General features: G+C 65.5%; 17 protein-coding genes and 1 riboswitch. Of the genes, 4 read left to right on the top strand and 13 right to left on the bottom strand.

Annotated features, from left to right (window positions below):
* Position 1: 1 nt before the first annotated feature.
* The 3 genes from XdyCFBP7245_RS11860 to XdyCFBP7245_RS11850 are packed head-to-tail and all read left to right on the top strand — an operon-like array spanning position 2 to position 2321.
* On the top strand, positions 2 to 370 hold the full coding sequence (locus tag XdyCFBP7245_RS11860) for a YraN family protein (protein ID WP_104615830.1): 369 nt from the start codon (positions 2 to 4) through the stop codon (positions 368 to 370).
* A 29-nt stretch (positions 371 to 399) separates the two neighbouring features.
* Positions 400 to 939 carry a metal-dependent hydrolase gene (locus XdyCFBP7245_RS11855; RefSeq protein WP_104615829.1) on the top strand — a complete coding sequence of 180 codons (540 nt, stop codon included), beginning with the start codon at positions 400 to 402 and terminating at the stop codon, positions 937 to 939.
* Positions 936 to 2321, top strand: coding sequence for an FAD-binding oxidoreductase (locus XdyCFBP7245_RS11850; protein WP_104615828.1), 1386 nt, complete (start codon positions 936 to 938; stop codon positions 2319 to 2321). The genes XdyCFBP7245_RS11855 and XdyCFBP7245_RS11850 overlap by 4 nt, the downstream gene beginning before the upstream one ends.
* A gap of 13 nt (positions 2322 to 2334) precedes the next feature.
* On the opposite strand, the gene XdyCFBP7245_RS11845 is transcribed toward XdyCFBP7245_RS11850, so the two are convergent.
* The 12 genes from XdyCFBP7245_RS11845 to XdyCFBP7245_RS11775 form a co-directional block, all read right to left on the bottom strand.
* Positions 2335 to 3051, bottom strand: a complete 717-nt coding sequence (locus XdyCFBP7245_RS11845; protein WP_104615827.1) for a response regulator — start codon at positions 3049 to 3051, stop codon at positions 2335 to 2337.
* Positions 3041 to 5701 carry a sensor histidine kinase gene (locus tag XdyCFBP7245_RS11840; protein ID WP_104615826.1) on the bottom strand — a complete coding sequence of 887 codons (2661 nt, stop codon included), beginning with the start codon at positions 5699 to 5701 and terminating at the stop codon, positions 3041 to 3043. The genes XdyCFBP7245_RS11845 and XdyCFBP7245_RS11840 overlap by 11 nt, the downstream gene beginning before the upstream one ends.
* Positions 5702 to 5756: 55 nt before the next feature.
* Complete coding sequence (gene kdpC, locus XdyCFBP7245_RS11835; RefSeq protein ID WP_104615825.1) at positions 5757 to 6410, bottom strand: potassium-transporting ATPase subunit KdpC; 654 nt, start codon at positions 6408 to 6410, stop codon at positions 5757 to 5759.
* Positions 6411 to 6413: 3 nt separating this feature from the next.
* Entirely contained in the window at positions 6414 to 8462 is a 2049-nt protein-coding gene (kdpB, locus tag XdyCFBP7245_RS11830; protein ID WP_104615860.1) for a potassium-transporting ATPase subunit KdpB, read from the bottom strand.
* A gap of 8 nt (positions 8463 to 8470) precedes the next feature.
* Complete coding sequence (gene kdpA / locus XdyCFBP7245_RS11825; RefSeq protein WP_104615824.1) at positions 8471 to 10285, bottom strand: potassium-transporting ATPase subunit KdpA; 1815 nt, start codon at positions 10283 to 10285, stop codon at positions 8471 to 8473.
* A gap of 15 nt (positions 10286 to 10300) precedes the next feature.
* Positions 10301 to 10393, bottom strand: coding sequence for a potassium-transporting ATPase subunit F (locus XdyCFBP7245_RS11820; RefSeq protein ID WP_104615823.1), 93 nt, complete (start codon positions 10391 to 10393; stop codon positions 10301 to 10303).
* Between the two features lie 1155 nt (positions 10394 to 11548).
* Positions 11549 to 13129 (bottom strand): CocE/NonD family hydrolase, encoded by a 1581-nt coding sequence (locus XdyCFBP7245_RS11810; RefSeq protein WP_104615821.1) that lies wholly within the window; start codon positions 13127 to 13129, stop codon positions 11549 to 11551.
* A 266-nt stretch (positions 13130 to 13395) separates the two neighbouring features.
* Complete coding sequence (gene thiL, locus XdyCFBP7245_RS11795; protein WP_104615819.1) at positions 13396 to 14370, bottom strand: thiamine-phosphate kinase; 975 nt, start codon at positions 14368 to 14370, stop codon at positions 13396 to 13398.
* A gap of 121 nt (positions 14371 to 14491) precedes the next feature.
* Positions 14492 to 14971 (bottom strand): transcription antitermination factor NusB, encoded by a 480-nt coding sequence (gene nusB, locus XdyCFBP7245_RS11790; protein ID WP_104615818.1) that lies wholly within the window; start codon positions 14969 to 14971, stop codon positions 14492 to 14494.
* Positions 14968 to 15432: a 6,7-dimethyl-8-ribityllumazine synthase gene (gene ribH, locus XdyCFBP7245_RS11785; protein WP_104615817.1), complete on the bottom strand. Its 465-nt coding sequence runs from the start codon at positions 15430 to 15432 to the stop codon at positions 14968 to 14970. Before ribH ends, nusB begins: the two co-directional genes overlap by 4 nt.
* Positions 15433 to 15673: 241 nt before the next feature.
* Positions 15674 to 16813, bottom strand: coding sequence for a 3,4-dihydroxy-2-butanone-4-phosphate synthase (gene ribB, locus XdyCFBP7245_RS11780; RefSeq protein ID WP_104615816.1), 1140 nt, complete (start codon positions 16811 to 16813; stop codon positions 15674 to 15676).
* Complete coding sequence (locus XdyCFBP7245_RS11775; protein ID WP_104615815.1) at positions 16810 to 17412, bottom strand: riboflavin synthase; 603 nt, start codon at positions 17410 to 17412, stop codon at positions 16810 to 16812. The genes ribB and XdyCFBP7245_RS11775 overlap by 4 nt, the downstream gene beginning before the upstream one ends.
* Before the next feature lie 168 nt (positions 17413 to 17580).
* A riboswitch (FMN riboswitch) is annotated at positions 17581 to 17755 on the bottom strand.
* Positions 17756 to 17975: 220 nt separating this feature from the next.
* On the opposite strand from XdyCFBP7245_RS11775, the gene XdyCFBP7245_RS11770 reads away from it, so the two are divergent.
* Positions 17976 to 18599, top strand: coding sequence for a hypothetical protein (locus tag XdyCFBP7245_RS11770; RefSeq protein ID WP_104615814.1), 624 nt, complete (start codon positions 17976 to 17978; stop codon positions 18597 to 18599).
* 248 nt (positions 18600 to 18847) lie between these two features.
* On the opposite strand, the gene XdyCFBP7245_RS11765 is transcribed toward XdyCFBP7245_RS11770, so the two are convergent.
* Positions 18848 to 19279 (bottom strand): hypothetical protein, encoded by a 432-nt coding sequence (locus tag XdyCFBP7245_RS11765; protein WP_104615813.1) that lies wholly within the window; start codon positions 19277 to 19279, stop codon positions 18848 to 18850.
* Positions 19280 to 19301 lie beyond the last annotated feature (22 nt).

The raw sequence follows: 19301 nt of genomic DNA, 5'->3' as shown, positions 1-19301 counted from the left end.
CATGCCGGCAGCGCGCCAGCAACGTGGTGCGGCAGTGGAAGCGGCCGCACGCGTGATGCTGGAGCAGGCCGGCTTGCGCCTGGTGGTGAGCAATGCCAACTACCGCGGCGGCGAGCTGGATCTGGTGATGCGCGACGGGCCGGCGCTGGTGTTCGTGGAAGTGCGTTACCGCCGCGACATCCGCTTCGGCGGCGGCGCGACTTCGGTGGATGTGCGCAAGCGCCGCAAGCTGGTGTTGGCGGCGCAGTTGTTTCTTGTCTCTCACCCCGCGCTGGCAGCGCTGCCGTGTCGCTTCGACGTGGTCGAGGCCAGCGGCGAACCGCCGGTGCTGCACTGGATCCGCGACGCTTTCCGCGCCGACGATTGCTGATGCTTCAGAAGTTCGACTAACGACGTTCGATGCCGACCATCATGACCCACGCCGCAGTGCCGTTGGCACTTTGGTACGCCAGCGACCGCGGACGCATTTCGCCGCGTTTGCTCGGTGCCGGCATCGTGGCGGCGATGTTGCCCGATGCGGACGTGCTGGCGTTTGCGTTGCACGTTCCGTATGCCGATGCGTTCGGTCACCGCGGCGTCAGCCATTCGTTGTTGTTCGCCAGCGTCGTCGCACTGCTCGGCGCGGTGGCACATCGCAGCCTGCGTGCGGATGTCGTGCAGGCAGCGGTGTGGCTGTTTGTCTGCAGCGCATCGCACCCGATCCTGGATGCGATGACCTCCGGCGGGCTCGGCGTGGCGTTGGCCTGGCCGTGGAGCGAAACGCGCTGGTTCGCGTCGTGGCGGCCGATTCGCGTCTCGCCGTTCGCCAACGGGTTTTTCAATGCGCGCGGCTTGAACACGCTGCTCTCCGAGCTGCGTTGGGTCTGGCTACCGCTCACCGTCGCCGCACTGGGATTTCGATGCATCCAGCGCGCCGCACCACAGGATCACCCGCAATGACCGATGTACTTCCCACCGCGCTAGCCGAGCTGTTGGCCGCGCGACTTGGACCCGATGGCTGGTTGACCGGTGCTGATGCGCGCCGCCGTTATGGCGAAGACGATTCGCATCGCTGGGCACTGCCCGCCGCGGTGGCGTTGCCGCGCGATACCGACGATGTGGTGGCGATCGTGCAGGCATGCCGCGCGCATGGCGTGCCGATTGTGGCGCGCGGTGCGGGCACCGGCACCACCGGCGCTGCGGTGCCGTTTTCCGGCGGCGTGGTGGTGTCGATGGCGCGCATGAATCGCATCGTGGCATTGCGCCCGGAAGACCGCTGCGCCGTGGTGCAGCCGGGCGTGCTCAATGGCGATCTGCAGCAGGCCTTGCAGCCGCATGGTTTGTTCTGGCCGCCGGACCCGTCCAGCGCGGAGATCTGCAGCATCGGCGGAAATTTATCCACCAACGCCGGCGGGCCGCGCGCGGTGAAATACGGCGCCACCCGCGACAACGTGCTTGGCCTGGTGGCAGTGACCGGCACCGGCGATGTCATCCGCTGCGGCGGTGCGTACACCAAAAATTCCACCGGCTACGACCTCACCCATTTACTGGTTGGCAGCGAAGGCACGCTGGCGATCATCGTCGAAGCGACCTTGAAGCTGACCCCGCGCGCAGTTGCGCAAGCCGGGCTGCGCGCGTTGTACCGCGATGCCGCCAGCGCTGCGGCCGCGGTGTCGCGGCTGATGGCGCAACCCACCACGCCGACGATGCTGGAATTCATGGATGCCAGTGCGATCGCGTTACTGCGCCGCAATGGCAGCGACGTGCCCGAGGCTGGCGCAATGTTGTTGATCGAAGCCGATGGCGATCACGACACGCTGCCTTACGCATTGCAGGCCATGCACGATGCCGCCGATGGCGAGGGCGTGCTCAGCCTGGACATCGCCGCCGATGGCAGCGCGCGCGACAAACTGTGGGCGGCACGCCGAGCGTTGTCCCCGGCATTGCGCACCATCAAGCCCGGCAAGATCAACGAAGACGTGGTGGTGCCGGTATCGCGCATCCCGGAGCTGGTTGAAGGCGTGGAAGCGCTGGCGGCGGAATTCGCGCTGCCGATCGTCGCCTTCGGCCATGCCGGCAACGGCAACCTGCACGTCAACATCATGTACGACCCGGACGATGCCGACGAAGACGCGCGCGCGCATGCGGCATTACCGCGGGTCTTCGCGCTGGTGCTGTCGCTGGAAGGCACGCTCTCCGGCGAGCACGGTATTGGCGTGGCCAAGCGCGATTTCATGACCCAGGCCTTCAGCGCACCGACGCTGGCGGCGATGCGCGCGATCAAGGCCGCGCTGGATCCGGATGGGATCTTGAATCCGGGCAAGGTGCTGCCGCCGGCCTAGTGCGGGTATTGCTTCAACGCGTCACACCGATAAAGCGCAGCCCCACACCCGGTTCGGTGACGATGTAATGCGGGTCGGCAGCGTCGTCGTGCAGTTTCTGGCGTAGCTTGCCGACCAGGATGCGCAGGTAGTGGGTGTCCTCTTCGTGCGTAGGGCCCCACACTTCGCGCAGCAATTGCGGTTGCGTCACCACGCGGCCGGCATGTTTGAGCAGCAGCGCGAGCAAGGCGTATTCCTTGCGACTCAACGGGATGGCTTCGCCATTGAGGGTGACTTCGCGCAGGCCCAGATGGATGTGCAGGCGGCCATCGTCGAATACGCTTTCTTCCACCGTGGTGCCGGCACCGGCCTGACGCAACAGCGAGCGGATGCGCGCCATCAGTTCCTGCACGCCGAACGGCTTGGTGACGTAGTCGTTGGCGCCGGCATCGAGGGCGGCGACCTTTTCGGTTTCGCCGGCGCGCACGGTGAGCATGATCACCGGCACGTTGGACCACTGGCGGATCTCGCGCAGCACTTCATGGCCGTCGCGATCGGGCAGGCCGATATCCAGCACCATCAGTTCGGCGCCCTGCCCGGCCAACAGCGCCAGCCCTTCTTCGCCGGTGCCGGCCTGCAGCACGCGGTATCCCTGCGCGCGCAGGCTGATATCGAGAAAACGGCGGATCTGCGGCTCGTCGTCGACGATCAGCACGCGGGCGGGCGGGATGGCAGGGGTGTCAGTCGGCATCGGGGCGAGGTGGCGCGGCAGGAACGAGCAACGGCAGCGTAATGCGGATCGTGGTGCCGTGACCATGTCCCCCGGCCAGCGCCTCGACGCTGCCACCGTGCGCGCCGATCATGCCCTGGCAGATGGTCAGCCCCAGGCCGGTGCCGTGACGGCCGCGGTCGCCGCGTTCGACGCTGTAAAACATGTCGAAGATGCGCGCGCGCTCGTCTTCGGGAATGCCCGGCCCCTGGTCGCCGATATCGATCTGCAAGGCGCCGCTGCGCCGCTGCGCCTGCACGGTGACGGCCATGCCCGGTGGCGAAAACTTCGCCGCATTTTCCAGCACGTTGAAGATGGCTTGTTCCACCAGCGCCGGGTGCACCCAGATCGCCGGCAGGTCGGCGGCCAGGTCCAGTTGCAGGCGCACATCCGGTTGGTAGCGCTGCAGGCGGCGGGTGGCCGAGCCGATCAACTCGTCCACGCCGATCCAGTCGCGATTCAAGGTCAGCCCGGTGTGGCCGAGCTTGGTCATGTCGAGCAGGTTCTGGATGTAGCGATCCAGCCGCTCGCCTTCGAGCTGGATGGTGTCGAGCAAGGCGTAGCGATCCTGCGCATCCATCGCATCGCCATAACTGGCCAGGCTGCTGGCCGAGCCGATCATCGAGGCCAGCGGCGAGCGCAGGTCGTGCGAGACGGACGACAGCAATGCCGAGCGCAGGCGCTCGGTTTCGCCACTTACACGTGCGCCTTCCAGATCGGCGACCAGCCGCGTGCGCAGCGCGGCCTGGCCGATGTCGTCCACCATCGCTTCGGCCAGCCGACGTTGCTCCAGGCCAGGACGCTGCACGGCCTGCCGGAAGCGCAGCGCCGCCACGCCCAGGCTGCCGCGCTCGTGGCGTACCGGCAGGCACCACCATTGCGCACCGGCCAGCGTATCGGTGAAGCGGCCCGCAGGTTGCCCATGCCGCTGCGTCCACTCCGCCGCGCTGCGGTCGAGTGCGCCGAAGCTGGCCGGTGCGTCGCTTTCGCGTTGCTCCAGGCGCAGCCAGACCTCGGCATCCAGTGCGGTGGTCAATGCTCGGCGGCCGGCTTCCAACACCTGGCCGAGATCGGCGGCCGTGCTCAGCTGGCGGCCAAGCGCCTGCAGCGCGTTGGCATGCGCATTGGCCGCACGCAGTGCCAGCACCTGGCTCCGCAGCCGCGAGGCCAGGCGCCCGGCGACCAATGCGGCGATCAGGAACAGACACACCGTCACCACGCCCTGGCGCGCACTGATGTGCAAGGTGAAGCGCGGTTCGATGAAGAAGAAGTTGTAGGCGACAAAACTCAGCAATGCTGCGATCACCGCCGCGGCCATGCGGGTGCGCGACGCGACCAGCACCACGGCGACGATGAACACCATCGACAGATCGTCGATATCGGTCCAGCGCTGCAACAGCCACGCCACAGCCACCGCACCGGCGGCGGCGATGGCGGCAAAAGCCAGGTCGTAGCCCTGCAGCCAATGGCGTGGATTGCGCCAGCGCTGACGCGCGCGTGCACGCGCATCGGCGGAGCTGACGATGACCAGTTCGTAATGCGCGCCACGTTGCAGCAATTGCTGGGTCAAGGTGCGGTTGAACATGCGCGCCAACGGACGCTCGCGGGTACGCCCGAGCACCAGGGTCGAGATGCCGTTTTGCGATGCGAAATCCAGCAAGGCCTCGGCGACATTGGCGCCATGCAGCAACGCGGTGTCGCCACCCAGGCGACGCGTCAGTGCAAAGGCGCGGTCGATCTCCAACTGCCAGCCGGCATCGGCCACGGTGCGCGTCTGCACGGTCACCACCGTCCACGGTGCATCGCGGCGTTCGGACAATCGCCGCGCCACCCGCACCAAATACTCCGAGCTGCCACGTCCATCGATGGCCACCACCACGCGGCGGCGCAGTGCGGCGGTACCGGGCAACCCACGCGCGGCCTGGGTATCGCGCAGATCGCTGTCGACGCGGTCGGCGGCGGTCTGCATCGCCAGTTCGCGCAGCGCGGTCAGATTGGATGGCGAAAAAAACGCCTGCAAGGCCTGCGTCGCCTGTTCGGGCAGATAGACCTTGCCCTGCTGCAGGCGCTCGATCAGTTCGCGTGGCGGCAGATCCACCAGCACGATGTCGCGCAAGCGATCGAACACCGCATCGGGCACCGTTTCGGACACGCGCACGCCGGTAATGCGCAGCACGATGTCGTTGAGACTTTCCAGATGCTGGATGTTGACCGTGGTGTAGACATCGATGCCGGCATCGAGCAGTTCGACGATGTCCTGCCATCGCCGCTCGTGACGGCTGCCGGGCACGTTGCGATGGGCCAGCTCGTCGATCAGTGCCAGGCGCGGCTTGCGCGCCAGCAGCGCATCCAGATCCAGTTCTTCCAGCGTGCGGCCTTGGTAGCTGACACGTGTGCGCGGCAGCAGCGGCAAGCCGTCCAGCAATGCGGCGGTTTCGCTACGCCCGTGGGTCTCCACAATGCCGGCCACTACGTCCATGCCCTGTCGCAAGCGCTCGCGCGCCCGCGACAGCATGGCGTAGGTCTTGCCCACGCCAGGCGCTGCGCCCAAAAACACCGTCAGGCGCCCGCCGTGTTCGCGTTGCAGTTCGCCGATCAGCGCGTCGGCTTGTTGGGTGCGGGCGTCAATCATCGGGAATGGGGAATGGGGAATGGGGAATCGCAAAGCCTACAGCTGCACGATGATCCTAGTGCTTTTGCTTCACCCCATTCCCGATTCCCGTTTCTCCATTCCCGGCCTGATCCAACGCAAGATTCAACGCCAGCACATTCACCCGCGGCTGGCCAAGCAGACCGAACTGTGGCGCTTCGGTGACGCTTTGCAGCAATGCGGCGACGCGTTGCTCTGGCCAGCCGCGCGCGGCGGCGACGCGGCGCACCTGCACCTGCGCGCCCGCAGGGCTCAGATGCGGGTCCAGGCCGCTACCGGATTGGGTGAGCAACTCGCTCGGCACCGCATCCGGTGCAATCCCGTCGCGTGCGGCGACATCTGCGCGCGTGGCGGCGATGCGTGCCTGCAGGTCGGGATTGGAGCGCGCCTGGTTGCTGCCGGCGGCCGCAGTGAGGTCGTACTTGGCGGCCGATGGACGCGGCTGGAAATAGCGCGCAGCGGTGAACGGCTGCGCGACCAAGGCCGAGCCGACCACGCGCGTGTCCTGGCGCAGCAACGAGCCATGCGCCTGGGCCGGAAACAACGCGTCGGTGATGCCGGTGGCGATCAGCGAATACGCCAGGCCCAAGCCGAACAGGATGAACAGCGCGAGGATCATCGAGGCGCGTAACGCCCCGTCGTCGCGCAACGGCAGCGCAGTGGAACAATGATTGGCGGAAGACGTGGTCATGGCTCAGGCACCCAGGGTGGCGACAAGCGCCAGATCGATCAGTTTGATGGCGGCAAACGGCAGCACGATGCCGCCTAGCCCGTAGATCAGCATGTTTCGGCGCAACAAGGCGGTGGCGCTGGATGGACGAAACCGCACGCCACGCAAGGCCAGCGGAATCAACGCCGGAATGATCAGCGCATTGAAGATCAGCGCTGCCAGCACCGCATGGCGCGGGCTGGACAGCTGCATCACGTTGAGCGCGGCCATCGAGGGAATCGCCGCGGCAAACAACGCCGGCAGGATCGCGAAATACTTCGACACGTCGTTGGCCAACGAGAAGGTGGTCAACGCACCGCGCGTGATCAACTGCTGCTTGCCCACTTCGACCACCGCCAGCAGCTTGGCCGGATCCGAATCCAGATCGACCATGTTGCCGGCCTCCTTGGCCGCCTGCGTCCCGGAGTTCATCGCCAGGCCGACGTCGGCCTGGGCAAGCGCCGGTGCATCGTTGGTGCCGTCGCCCACCATCGCCACCAACCGACCGCCAGCCTGCTCGGCACGGATGCGTGCCAGCTTGTCTTCCGGGCGCGCCTGCGCGATGTAATCGTCCACGCCGGCTTCTGCGGCAATGGCGGCAGCGGTGAGCGGGTTGTCGCCGGTGATCATCACCGTCTTGATGCCCATCGCGCGCAACTGCGCGAACTTTTCCTTGATGCCCTGCTTGACCACGTCGCTCAATTCGACCACGCCGAGCACATGCCGGCCTTCGGCGACCACCAGCGGTGTGGCGCCGCCGCGTGCCACTTCTTCGATACGCCCGTTCAACTCCGGCGACACCGTGGCGCCCTGTGCCTGCACATACGCCACGATTGCATCGCCGGCACCTTTACGAATTGCGCGACCGGCCAGATCGACCCCCGACATGCGCGTCTGCGCGGTGAAAGCGATGAAATGCGCAGCTTCCGGTTCGACGGCCACGGCACCTTGTTGGCGCGCGAGCTTGACGATGGATTTGCCTTCCGGCGTGGGGTCGGCCAGCGAGGCCAGCATCGCGGCATCGCGCAGCTGCGCACGATCGATACCGGCCAACGGATGAAACGCGGTGGCCTGGCGGTCGCCGTAGGTGATGGTGCCGGTCTTGTCGAGCAGCAGCACGTCCACATCGCCAGCCACTTCCACCGCCTTGCCGGATTTAGCCAGCACATTGGCCGACAACGCGCGGTTCATGCCGGCAATGCCGATCGCCGGCAACAGGCCGCCGATGGTGGTCGGGATCAGGCACACCAGCAATGCGATCAGCAGCAGCGGGTCCAGCGTGACACCGACAAAGCCTGCGATCGCCGGCAGCGACGCCACCACGATCAGGAAGGTCAATGTCATTGCGGCCAGCAACAAGGTCAGCGCGATTTCGTTCGGCGTCTTCTGTCGATTGGCGCCTTCCACCAGCGCGATCATGCGATCCAGAAAGCTGTGGCCGGGTTCGGCCGTGACCTTGAATACGATCTCGTCGGACAGCACCCGTGTGCCGCCGATCACGCCACTGCGATCGGTGCCGGCTTCGCGCAGCACCGGTGCCGATTCGCCGGTCACCGCCGCCTCGTTGATGGTGGCAAGGCCGCGCACGATCTCGCCATCGGCCGGGACGAATTCGCCTTCGGACACCATCACGTAATCGCCCGGGCGCAGTTCGGCCGCCGGCACGCGGGTTTCGCGCCCACCCAATGCGGTTTCGACGCGGCGCGCGATGAGGTCCTTGCGCGCACGGCGCAACGATGCCGCCTGCCCACGGCCACGTGCTTCGGCAATGGCTTCGGCAAAATTGCCGAACAACACGGTGACAAACAAGATCACCGTCACTGCCCAGCCAAAACCGGCATTGCCATAGCCACTGGCAGTGATCACCGCTGCCAGCAGCGTGCCGCCCATCACCACCGCCATCACCGGGCTACGCAGCAGATGCCGTGGCGACAGCTTGATAAAGGCCGCACGCATCGCTGCGATCAGCACCGCAGCATCGAACAACGCTGCGTCACCGCGCTCGCGTTTTTCAGTTGTATCGATCGTAGACATGCTCATTCTCAGGACGCCGCCAGGGCGAGGTGTTCAGCGATGGGGCCCAGCACCAGTGCCGGCATGAACTGCAGCACGGTCAGCACCAGCACGATCGCCATCAAGGTCAGCGCAAAGGTGGGTGTTTCCACCTGCAGGCTGCCGGCCGATTCGGGCGCGCGCCGCTTTACCGCCATGCGCGCAGCCACCATCAACGGCAGGATCAAGGCCGGGTAGCGGCCCAGGGCCAGCACCACCGAACAACTCAGATTCCACCAATACGTGGCATCGCCCAGCCCTTCAAAACCCGAGCCGTTGTTGGCGAAAGCCGAGGTGTACTCGTAGAACACCTGGCTGATGCCGTGGAAGCCCGGATTGGAATTACCGGTCAATGCCGGCACCGCCAATGCCACCGCGGTAAAGCCCAACACCACCAGCGGCTGCAACAAAATCAGCAGCGCCAGCAATTGCACTTCGCGCGCTTCGATCTTGCGGCCGAACAATTCGGGCGTGCGCCCGGTCATCAAACCGGCCAGAAACACGCTTAATAACAGGTACACCACAAATTGCTGCAGGCCACAGCCGATGCCGCCCCAGATGGCGTTGATCAGCATATCCACCAACGTGACCAGGCCACTCAGCGGCGCCAGCGAGTCGTGCATTGCATTGACCGAACCGTTGGACGTCTGCGTGGTCAACGCCGCCCAGAGCGCGGAAGCATCGGCGCCGATACGCACTTCCTTGCCTTCCATCAAGGCCGGCGAGGCGGCACTGGCCGAATGCGCTTCGGACCAAACCAACAAGGCCGTGGATGCCGCCGACATCGTCAACATGGTGCCGAATACCAACGCGGTGAGTCGCTTGCGCCCGGTCAGATAGCCGACCATGAACACCACGCTCATCGGCAGCAGCACCAGTGCCAGGGTTTCAAGCACGTTGCTCAATGGCGTGGGGTTTTCCAGCGCCACCGAACTATTGGGGCCATACCAGCCACCGCCATTGGTGCCGAGCTGCTTGACCGCCACCATCGCCGCCACCGGTCCCACCGGAATGGTCTGCGTGGTCATGCCGGCGCTGCTGTCCAGCGGTGCGGCAGTGGCCGCGCCTTGCAGCGTGGATGGCACGCCTTGCCAGCCGAGCAACAACGCCCACACCAGAGAGAGCGGTAACAGCACGCGCACGCTGGCACGGATGACGTCGGCCCAGTAGTTACCGACGTCGGCCTCGGGTAGCGCCTCTGCGCTTGACGTTGGCGGGTGCCCTGCATGGCGCGCCAACGCCGTCTCCGGCTCGTCCTGGCCGGCCACCAATGGCCGGGCGCCCGCCGTCGCGTCCGATAGCAACGCGGCATCGGACACGCGTGCGACGGCGCGCCCACCGAACAACGCGCGCAAGGTCGCCACCGCCAACGCCAGACCCATCATCGGCGTTACCACCTGCAGACCGACGATGCCGGTCATCTGCGCCAGATATGAGAGCTGCGCCTGGCCGGAGTAATGCTGCTGATTGGTATTGGTGAGGAACGACACCATGGTGTGCAGCGCGGTATCCCAGCGCATGTTGGGGATGCCATCCGGGTTGAACGGCAGCCACGCCTGGGTCATGAACACGCCCCAGGTCAACAGCCCGACCACCAGGTTGCTGAGCAGAAACGCGATGGTGTAGCCGCGCCACGACATGCCCTGCTGCGGGCGGGTGCCGAGCAATGCGTACAACGGCCGTTCGACCCAACCGAACAGCGCGTCGCCACGCATCGGTGCACCACGCATCACCGCCGCCAGATAACAGCCCAGGGGCCATGCCAGCACGATGGCCAGCGCATAAACAAGAAAGATTTCACTCATTGGAGCGCACTCGCATCAGAAGTCTTCGGGCCGCAGCACCACGTACAACAGGTAGGCCGCGGCAACGAGTACGGCCACGCCGCACAGCAGGGACAACCAGACAGGCATGTCGGCTACTCCCCGTGACACGCACAAGGGCGCAAGGCCGCTGCGCTGCGCGCAGACGCGAGCTGCAGCTGCATGACAACAGGGCAAGGCGCTGCCGCACCGCGCGCGCAGCGCCGATGGAGCAGACAGGTCAAGGGATGCATCAGGATCGTCCACGGCGGAACCGCTCCGCCACTGCGCGCAGTCTCGTCCCGAGCTGCGTAAAGTCGCTATGGACGTGCCATGGGCGTCGCGTAAATTCCGCATAAAAGCGGTCGAGCGGTGGTTGGTCGATGCCTGGAGTGTTTGCTTGCCTTGGTGCGGTTACGGCTTGGAAGCTGGCGATTGGTTGGTTTGGCTGAGGGTGGGTGATCGAGCGGGGGTTAGTCGAGGCGGTTGGTCGAGGGCGCACTGCCCTGGCCGGTTCCGGGACACGCCGTGAATCCGTCCGTGGAGGCTCGGTGGCGGCATCCATGCCGCCACACGGTCCCGGAACCGGCCAGGGCAGTGCGCCTGTCGAGTTGGTTGCGTGCGGACGGAATGGCGTGCAGCGGTGAAGAAAGGTGAGGCTGGCGGATTCATCAAACTGGCACCACTGTAGTTCAAACAGCGCTATAGGCGGCGCCGTCTTTGCTTATGCGTAGCGTTATTCAATGACAAGAGCGCGGTGAGTAAATTCATCTGCGCGCACAGCATCCACACGCGAACGATGCACTGCTTTTTAACCATGCATGCCTAGATCTCGAATGGCCCTTGCCCGCCCACCGTCGCAGGACCTTATGCGGCATGGATGCCGCATAAGAGCCTACAGGGACGTACTTGCGGCGTGTCCTGCGATGGTGGGCGGGCAAGGGCCCTGCAGCGACCGCACAGATCAGCGGCTTCTCGCCGTCGCTCATCGAACGCAACGACATGCAAAAGTGCGAGCACGCTTTGGCAGCATCTGAAAACCCAAGCCAGCGTGATCGCAGGGCGCGTTGCCCTACCCGCTTGCGAAGTACGCCATCAACCGATCACTCAGAGCTCCCTAGCGGCATCCATGCCGCCAAAGGGCCCACAAGAAAATCCCATTTGTTCGCAATCTGCACACCAGCCACGCAAGTGCAGTCGCAAGACGAAAACGCTTACTGGCGATCATCTACCACGCGAACAGAGGCCAAGTGTTGCCCTGAAGCCTTACCGCAGCGGTACGTTCAACACCGATGGCGTTGCCACCGGCGAGGTAAACGTCACCAAGCCGCCGCCATCGCTTGCGTCGGTGTAGCGCGCATCGCGGGTATCGATGACCAACACCAATCGCTGTCCTGCGGGGATTTCGGCGGCGGCGGCCTGCAGCGACCAGTCCAGGGTCACCGCGCGGCCGGGCGTTGCATCGCGCAGCGAGTACGGCGCATGCGTGATCAACGAGGCAACGCCCAACGCGTCCATGCGGTACAGATACGCAAACAGGCTCACCTTCGATTGCGTGGGCACCACCGTGATGCGTAACGATGGACTGCCCGCCAGCTGACGCACACCGCTAGCCGGCGACCCGACCCACACCGCCGCGCCAGCGCGGGTGACCAGCGGAATCGAGGTGGTCACCGGCAAGCCGATGCCTTGCAACAGGCCGCTGACCAGCACCACGCCCGAGTCGGCCAGGGTCGGCAGGTCGGTGGCAATGCGCGATTGCCACCCGCTGGCCGTGCCAGCGATCAATCCGCCGGTAGGGCTGAGCAGCCCGGCCGGTGCAGACAGACCCAGGCGCGTGGTGCCTTGCTGCACCGATGCCCAATCCGGATACGTCAGCCATTGCCCGGCGCGCGGCGATAGCCGCACCGGCGCTTCGGCATCCACGCCATTGCGCACTTGCTTCAGATAGCGATCGAACCAACGCGTGGCCGCGGTGTAAACCTCGTTGGGCAGGCCCAAAGCGCCGGGCAGTTCCGTGGTGGCGTGATCGCCCTGGCTCAGCAGCAGTTGCTTGGGCCCGCGCAGCTGATTGAAGAAGGCAATGGTCTGATTCGGCGGGAACAAGCCGTCGTTGAAGGCATTACCCAGCAGCACTGCGGTGCCGCGCGCGTTGAGCGCGACCACGTCGGTGACCGGGCTGCGCGAGGCCGCCTGCGGCAGGAAGCCCTGCACCGCACCATCGAAATCACCCTGCGCTACTTTCGTACCGATCTGCGCCAGATCCGGGCCCGCGCGTCCGGTCAACGCGCCCGCGCCGACCAGCAACCCGACACCCTGCTGGCTGACGGTGCGATTGGAATACAGCGAGGCCTCCAGATCGGCCCAGCCACTGAGCGCGGCCACCGCCTTGATGCGCGGGTCGCGCTCGGCGGCCAGCAGGCTGATGCCCGCGCCATAGGAGATGCCGGACGCGCCGATCGCATTCGGGTTGGCCGGCGTATGCGCCAGCGCCCAATCGATGACCGCACTGACGTCTTCCACCGTGTCCGGCCCGGCGATGTCGATCTGCCCGGCCGAATCCCAGAACCCGCGCGAGGTGTAGCTGACGACGACATAGCCATCGCTGGCCAGCTGAGTGGCGCGGCCCAGATATTCCAGATTGGGCAACGACCAACTGGCCGGCATCACGATCAGCGGAAACGGCCCGCTTCCCTGCCCCTGCGGCACCAGCACCAACGCCCCCATCGGCGCGCCATCCCAGCCGGGGATGCGCTCGTAGGTCTTGCTGAAGGCGCCCGCCACGGCCGATGCCGACGACACCAGCAACGCCACCGCGGCGATGCCACGGATCCAAACCTTGTTCATGCTGCCTCTCCCACGCAAGGCCGGGCCGGGATAGCCCAGCGGCAATTGCCATGCATCCGTGGTTCGGGGGGAGAACGCCGCGAACGTACCAGACGGTACGGTATGGGTTCAAGGCGGGGATTCGGNGGGATTCGGGATTCGGGATTCGGGATTCGGGATTCGGGATTCGGGAGTCGGGAGTCGGCGGCCGGCGTTGAAAAACCGCGTACAGCGTCCAAGCACCAGTCGTCGAGGACCGTCAGCGCAGCGGCACCAGCCGCCAACCCTCAACCGACGAAGTGCTGATACCCGCGCTGGGGCGGTTGCCAGGGATGTCCATCGGCGTCGTGCACCACCACGCCTGGTGCGGTAACGATCTGGCCGATGCGCGTGGCAGCCACGCCAGCAAATGCCATCGCCTGCAGCACGGCCTCGCGGTGCTGCGGGGCGGCGGTGAAACACAGTTCGTAGTCGTCGCCGCCGCCCAATTGCCAGCCGATGCACTGCAACGCGCTGATGGCGTCGCTGCGCGGCATCTGCGGCAGATCAGTCAGTGCCAGGTGCGCGCCCACACCGCTGCGCTCGCACAGATGGCCCAGATCGGCCAGCAGGCCGTCGGAGACATCCACGCACGCATGCGCAAGCCCACGCAGCCGCAATCCTGCCTGCACGCGCGGCTGCGGACGCAGCAGCCGGCCGCGCCATGCTTCATGCAATAGATCCGCCGCCACATGCGTGACATCCAACGCACCGGCCTGCCACAGCGACAACGCCGCCGCCGCTTCGCCCAGCTGGCCGGTCACCCACACGTCATCGCCCACACGCGCGCCATCGCGTCGCAGCGCAGCCCCCGGCGGCACGCTACCGATGGCGGTGACCGCGCACGACAACGGCCCGCGCGTGGTATCGCCACCGACCAACGCGATGTCATGCGCATCGGCAAGTGCGAAGAATCCGTCGGCAAATGCGTCCACCCACGCCAGATCGTCGTGCGGCAAGGACAGCGACAAGGTGCACCAGCGTGGCTGTGCGCCCATCGCGGCAAGGTCGGACAAATTCACCGCCAGCGTCTTCCAGCCCAGATCGTCGGGCAGCGTTTCGTGCGGAAAATGCACACCGGCATTGAGCGTGTCGGCGGTGATGGCCAACTGCTCGCCGGCCGGCGGCTGCAGCAGCGCTGCGTCGTCGCCGATGCCCAATGGCACATCGGCACGCGCGGCGATGCGCGCGCGCAGACGCGCAATCAGATCGAATTCGGGCATGGCAACGGGAATCGGGAATCGGGAATCGGGAATGGAGAATGGAGAATCGCAAATGCGGCGGGTGGTCGCGAGCAGTGGGGCTCTTCACGATTCCCCATTCCCGACTCCCGATTCCCGCGACTCAGGCGCCGCTGGCGCCCGACTCGACCTTGCGCCACTCCACTGCAGCGCGATCCAGCACGCCGTTGACATAGGTGTGGCCGTGTTCGGAGCCGAAGCGCTTGGCAGTTTCGATCGCTTCGTTGATCACCACGCGGTACGGCACGTCCTGCCGATGCAGCAATTCATAAGCGGCCAAGCGCAGCACCGCACGTTCGATCGCATCGACCTCTTCCACGCCGCGATCCAGATACGGCGTCAACGCAGTATCCAGCTCGGCGCGATGGGTGAGCACGCCTTCCACCAGGCTTTCGAAGTACGCCAGGTCGGCCACTTCGTGCGCCTGCTCATGCGCAAACTGGCCGATCACCTGCTTGGCGAAACCGCCGGAGATCTGCCAGGCATACACCGCCTGCAAGGCGCGGCGGCGCGCGCGCGAGCGCAGCACCGGGTCGATGCCGTCGCGACGGCCGTGGCGGGCATGTCCACCGGATTTGCTCATGGCAACAACTCCATCAAATTCACCAGTTCCAGCGCGGCAAGCGCGCATTCCTCGCCCTTGTTGCCATGGCTGCCGCCGGCGCGCGCCTCGGCATCTTCCACCCGCTCCACCGCCAGCACGCCGTTGAGCACCGGCACGCCGGTCTGCAGCTGCACGCTCATCAGGCCTTCGGCGCACAGGTCGGCCACATGTTCGTAATGGCGGGTATCGCCACGGATCACGCAGCCCAGCGCAACGATCGCGCCGTGCTGGCCGGACTGCGCCACGCGGTTGGCGGCGATCGGAATTTCCCAGGCGCCCGGCACGCGGATCACGTCGATGGCGTCCTCGCCGATGCCGTTGCCGGCCAGGCTCTGGCGCGCGCCGGCAACCAGCACGTCGGTGATACGGGCATTCCAGCGGCTGGCGATGATCGCAAAGCGCGCGGTGGTGGGGCGAAGATCGCCTTCGTAGTGGGTCATGCGGGTCGGCAACTCGAGGGGGCGGGAAGTTTAACAGCTGCCGGGCCCAGGCCCGGCCGACATCGACGGCAGCGGCCCGCCGAAGCAGGCACTACCGGGCGTCCGGGACGCTAGGGCGCGCCACCTGCAGCGCGTTGTGCCAGCGGCATGCGGTTGCCGATAGACCACGGGCGACATCACCGCCACCCGCTCCTTCGACGCCCGCACGCCCTGCAACCACGCGCTACCCGGACTGGATGCGCTACGGCACCGCTGTCGGCAGCACCGAATGCACTGCTTGGCCCGCGTGGCATTCCAGATACTCCACCACCTCCAGCCCGAAGCCGGCCAGGCCGACCTGGCGGCGCGGGGTTCCCAGCACGCGCAGCTTGCCCAGGCCCAGCTCGGCCAGGATCTGCGCGCCGGCGCCATTGCGACGCCACTGGCTGACGTCCTTGGCATTGGTGGCGGCCTCGGGCTGCTGGCGCAACCGCGCCAACAACGATTCGCTGTCGCGCGGTGCCGACAGCACCACCATCACGCCCTGCCCTTCGGCGGCGATCGCACGCAAGGCATCGGTGGCGGCCACGCCGAAATCATCGCGCTGCCAATGCAGCAGATCGGCCAACGGGTTTTCCACCTGCACACGCACCAGGGTAGGCGTGTGCGGCTCAGCGGCGCCGCGCACCAAGGCAAAGTGCAGATCGTGGGCGATGCGGTCGCGGTAGGTCACCAGTTTGAACGGGCCGAACTCGGTGGTGATCTCGCGCTCGTCCACACGCTCGACCGTGTGCTCGTTGGCCAACCGATAGGCGATCAGATCGGCGATCGAGCCCATCTTCAGCCCATGCTCGCGGGCGAACACTTCCAGCTGCGGGCGGCGCGCCATGCTGCCGTCCGGGTTGAGCACTTCCACCAGCACGCCGGCCGGTTCCAGCCCGGCCAGCATCGGCAGATCGCTGGCGGCTTCGGTGTGCCCGGCGCGGGTCAGCACGCCACCGGGCTGCGAAATCAGCGGGAAGATGTGACCCGGCTGACTCAGGTCCTGCGGCTTGGCATCCGGGCGCACCGCGGTCCGCACCGTGTGCGCACGGTCGTACGCCGAGATACCGGTGGTGACGCCCTCGGCCGCCTCGATGCTGACGGTGAAGTTGGTCTGAAACTGCGCGGTGTTATTGCGCACCATCGGCGCCAGGCCGAGTTGCGCGCACCTCTCGCGGGTCAGCGACAGGCACACCAGCCCGCGCGCGTGGGTCACCATAAAATTGATGTCCGACGGCTTGACCAGCTCGGCGGCCATAATCAGATCACCCTCGTTTTCGCGGTCTTCGTCATCGACGATCACCACCATGCGCCCGGCACGCAACTCTTCGATCAGCTCGGGAATCGGCGCGAAATTCATGCCGCACCCCGCGTGCCGAGCAGGCGTTCGACATAGCGCGCGACCAGATCGATTTCCAGATTCACCGCAGCGCCCACCGCAGTGGCCGCAAACGCGGTATTGGCGACCGTGTGCGGAATCAACGCCACTTCAAAGCCGTCCAGGTCCACGTCGTTGACCGTGAGGCTGACACCATCCACGCAGATCGAGCCCTTCTTGGCCACGTAGCGCAACACCGCCGGTGGCGCCGCAAACCGCCAGCGCTGCGCACGCGCATCCTCGTGCACCGATTGCACCTGACCCAGCCCATCGACGTGGCCGCTGACCAGATGCCCGCCAAGGCGATCGGTCGGGCGCATCGCACGTTCCAGATTGATCACCGCGCCTTCCGGCAACGCGCCCAAGGTGGTCAGCGACAGGGTTTCGGTGGACGCATCGGCCTGAAAACTGGCCGCGTCGAACGCGATCACGGTCAGGCAAACGCCATTGACCGCGATGCTTTCGCCCAATTGGACCGCGTCGAACGGCAAGCTGCCGACAGCGAAGGTAAACCGCACATCGCCACCCTGCGGTTGGCGCGCCGCCAGACGGCCCACGCCTTCAATGATTCCGGTAAACATCAGCGCGCCCCCGTTTGCAGTAGCGATCGGGGTGAGTTGGCGCGATGGAAGGTCGCGATGCAACGCGACAGGTGATGCAAAGGCATAGTCGTTTCTCGCAGAAGTTGAGCGAAAAACGCCGCAAGGCAAAGCAAACAGGCGCGCGCACAGCCGCAAGGGCTGCGCGTTGGCCGTCTTCTTTCATCCGGACTATACCGTCGGCTCCGGCATCGGACCGGATCTGCTGACCTTCGCACCACGCCCGCGCATAACGCCCCGGGCACCGCTGCGAAGCGCTCGCGGGCTCACACGCTTGCACGTGCCTACCGCCGGTGGGGAATCGCACCCCGCCCTGAAGACGTTCGTAAGGACCGGCGAGCCGGCCGGCGCAGTTTAACAGCGCGCATCGGCGCCATTGCTGACCACCAGCTAAGGCCAGCAGGACGCTGTGTCGTGTCAGGAATTTCCCCATAGCCAGTTTTGTGAAGAGTCTGTTAAATTGCGCACCGCGGCGGGAGACGTCGCGCTTTTTTCCAGCCTGCAACAGGCCGGAAGACACGGACATCAACTCAGAGAGAACACTTATGCGCACCACCTTGATTCTGGCTGCCCTGCTGGCAGCAACCCCGTTTGCCGCCGCTGCTGAAGGCCTGAGCTACAGCTACGTCGAAGGCGGCTGGAACCGCACCGAAATCACCGTGAACGGCGATTCGGACGATCTCGACGGCGGCTACCTGCGCGGTTCGTGGAAGATTGCCGAGCCGGTCTACCTGCTCGCCGGCTACCAGCGCGCCACCAAGGATTTCAACCTCGGCTCTGGCTTTGTGCTCGAAGGCACCTTGCAGCAGGCCAGCGTCGGTATCGGCTATCGCCAGGAAATGACCGAGCGTGTCGAGTTCATCGCCGACATCAGCGTGCTGCGCTCCAAGGTCGAATCCGACCTGCGCCTGCGTGGCCGTTCGATCGACGACTCCTCCGACACCAGCAGCCTGGGCTTCGGTAACCTCGGCCTGCGTGGCAAGCCCTCGCCGCGGACCGAAGCATGGATCAAGGCCGGCTACATCGACGGCAGCGACGTGGACGAAGGCGAATTCGTCGGCACCCTCGGCGGCCAGGTCAACTTCACCCCGACCTGGGGCCTGGTGGCCGAAGCGCAGTTCATCGACAACGCCAACCAGTACCGTGTCGGCGTGCGCGCAAGCTTCTGATCGACGCGCTACAGCTACAAAAAAGGCTCCGCTTGCGGAGCCTTTTTTTGTCAGCCACTCCTGGCACGATTAGGGTGCCCCTGAAGGCAAAAGTGTTTCGCCACGGCTGCAAGCACAACCAGCAGAATTGGCGGTGGAAGCCGCGTCTCTAGCGCCTGCAACATCGCACGCACGCTTGCTGCGATTTGCATCCAGAAACGTCCAGAAGCCGGAGCATGCCGTCGACCACGACACCACGCCGCATCCTGCTACTGATTGATCGTGGTTTCGATGACATCGACGATCTCACTGACGGGGATCGTGAAAACTCCAGCATTGCCCTCTTCAAAAGCAGTCCGCCAGGTTGTGTAGCCCTCCAGATACTCCGGGTTCACCGCGGCTTGGCCGACAAGCGTCGTCACCGAGCTTTCGAGTGTCGTTCTGGACACCGGAGAATGCGGCAACTCCGTTGAGATGGCGTTGGGCGCACGCGCATTTTTTACCCGAACGTCGCGAATGCTGATATGGAACACTTCGCCAATCTTCGGTTCGATCTCGATCCTGTTGATCTGCAGCGTCGAACCTGGCTCTTCGGCCCTGTTGCGATACTCCCAGACTTGCCCTTCCGCAAACTGCCGGGCGTGTGCAGTGTCCATGTTCATAGTGAGAAATCCGATGACAAGAAGGGAAGTGAGCTTCATCTAAAGAGGCTTAAGAGCACGT

It is taken from the genome of Xanthomonas dyei, assembly GCF_002939865.1.
In the GTDB taxonomy this organism is placed as follows: Bacteria; Pseudomonadota; Gammaproteobacteria; order Xanthomonadales; family Xanthomonadaceae; genus Xanthomonas; species Xanthomonas dyei.
The sequence above is the reverse complement of the archived record's forward strand: the minus strand, read 5'-3'. Positions and strand labels throughout refer to the sequence as shown.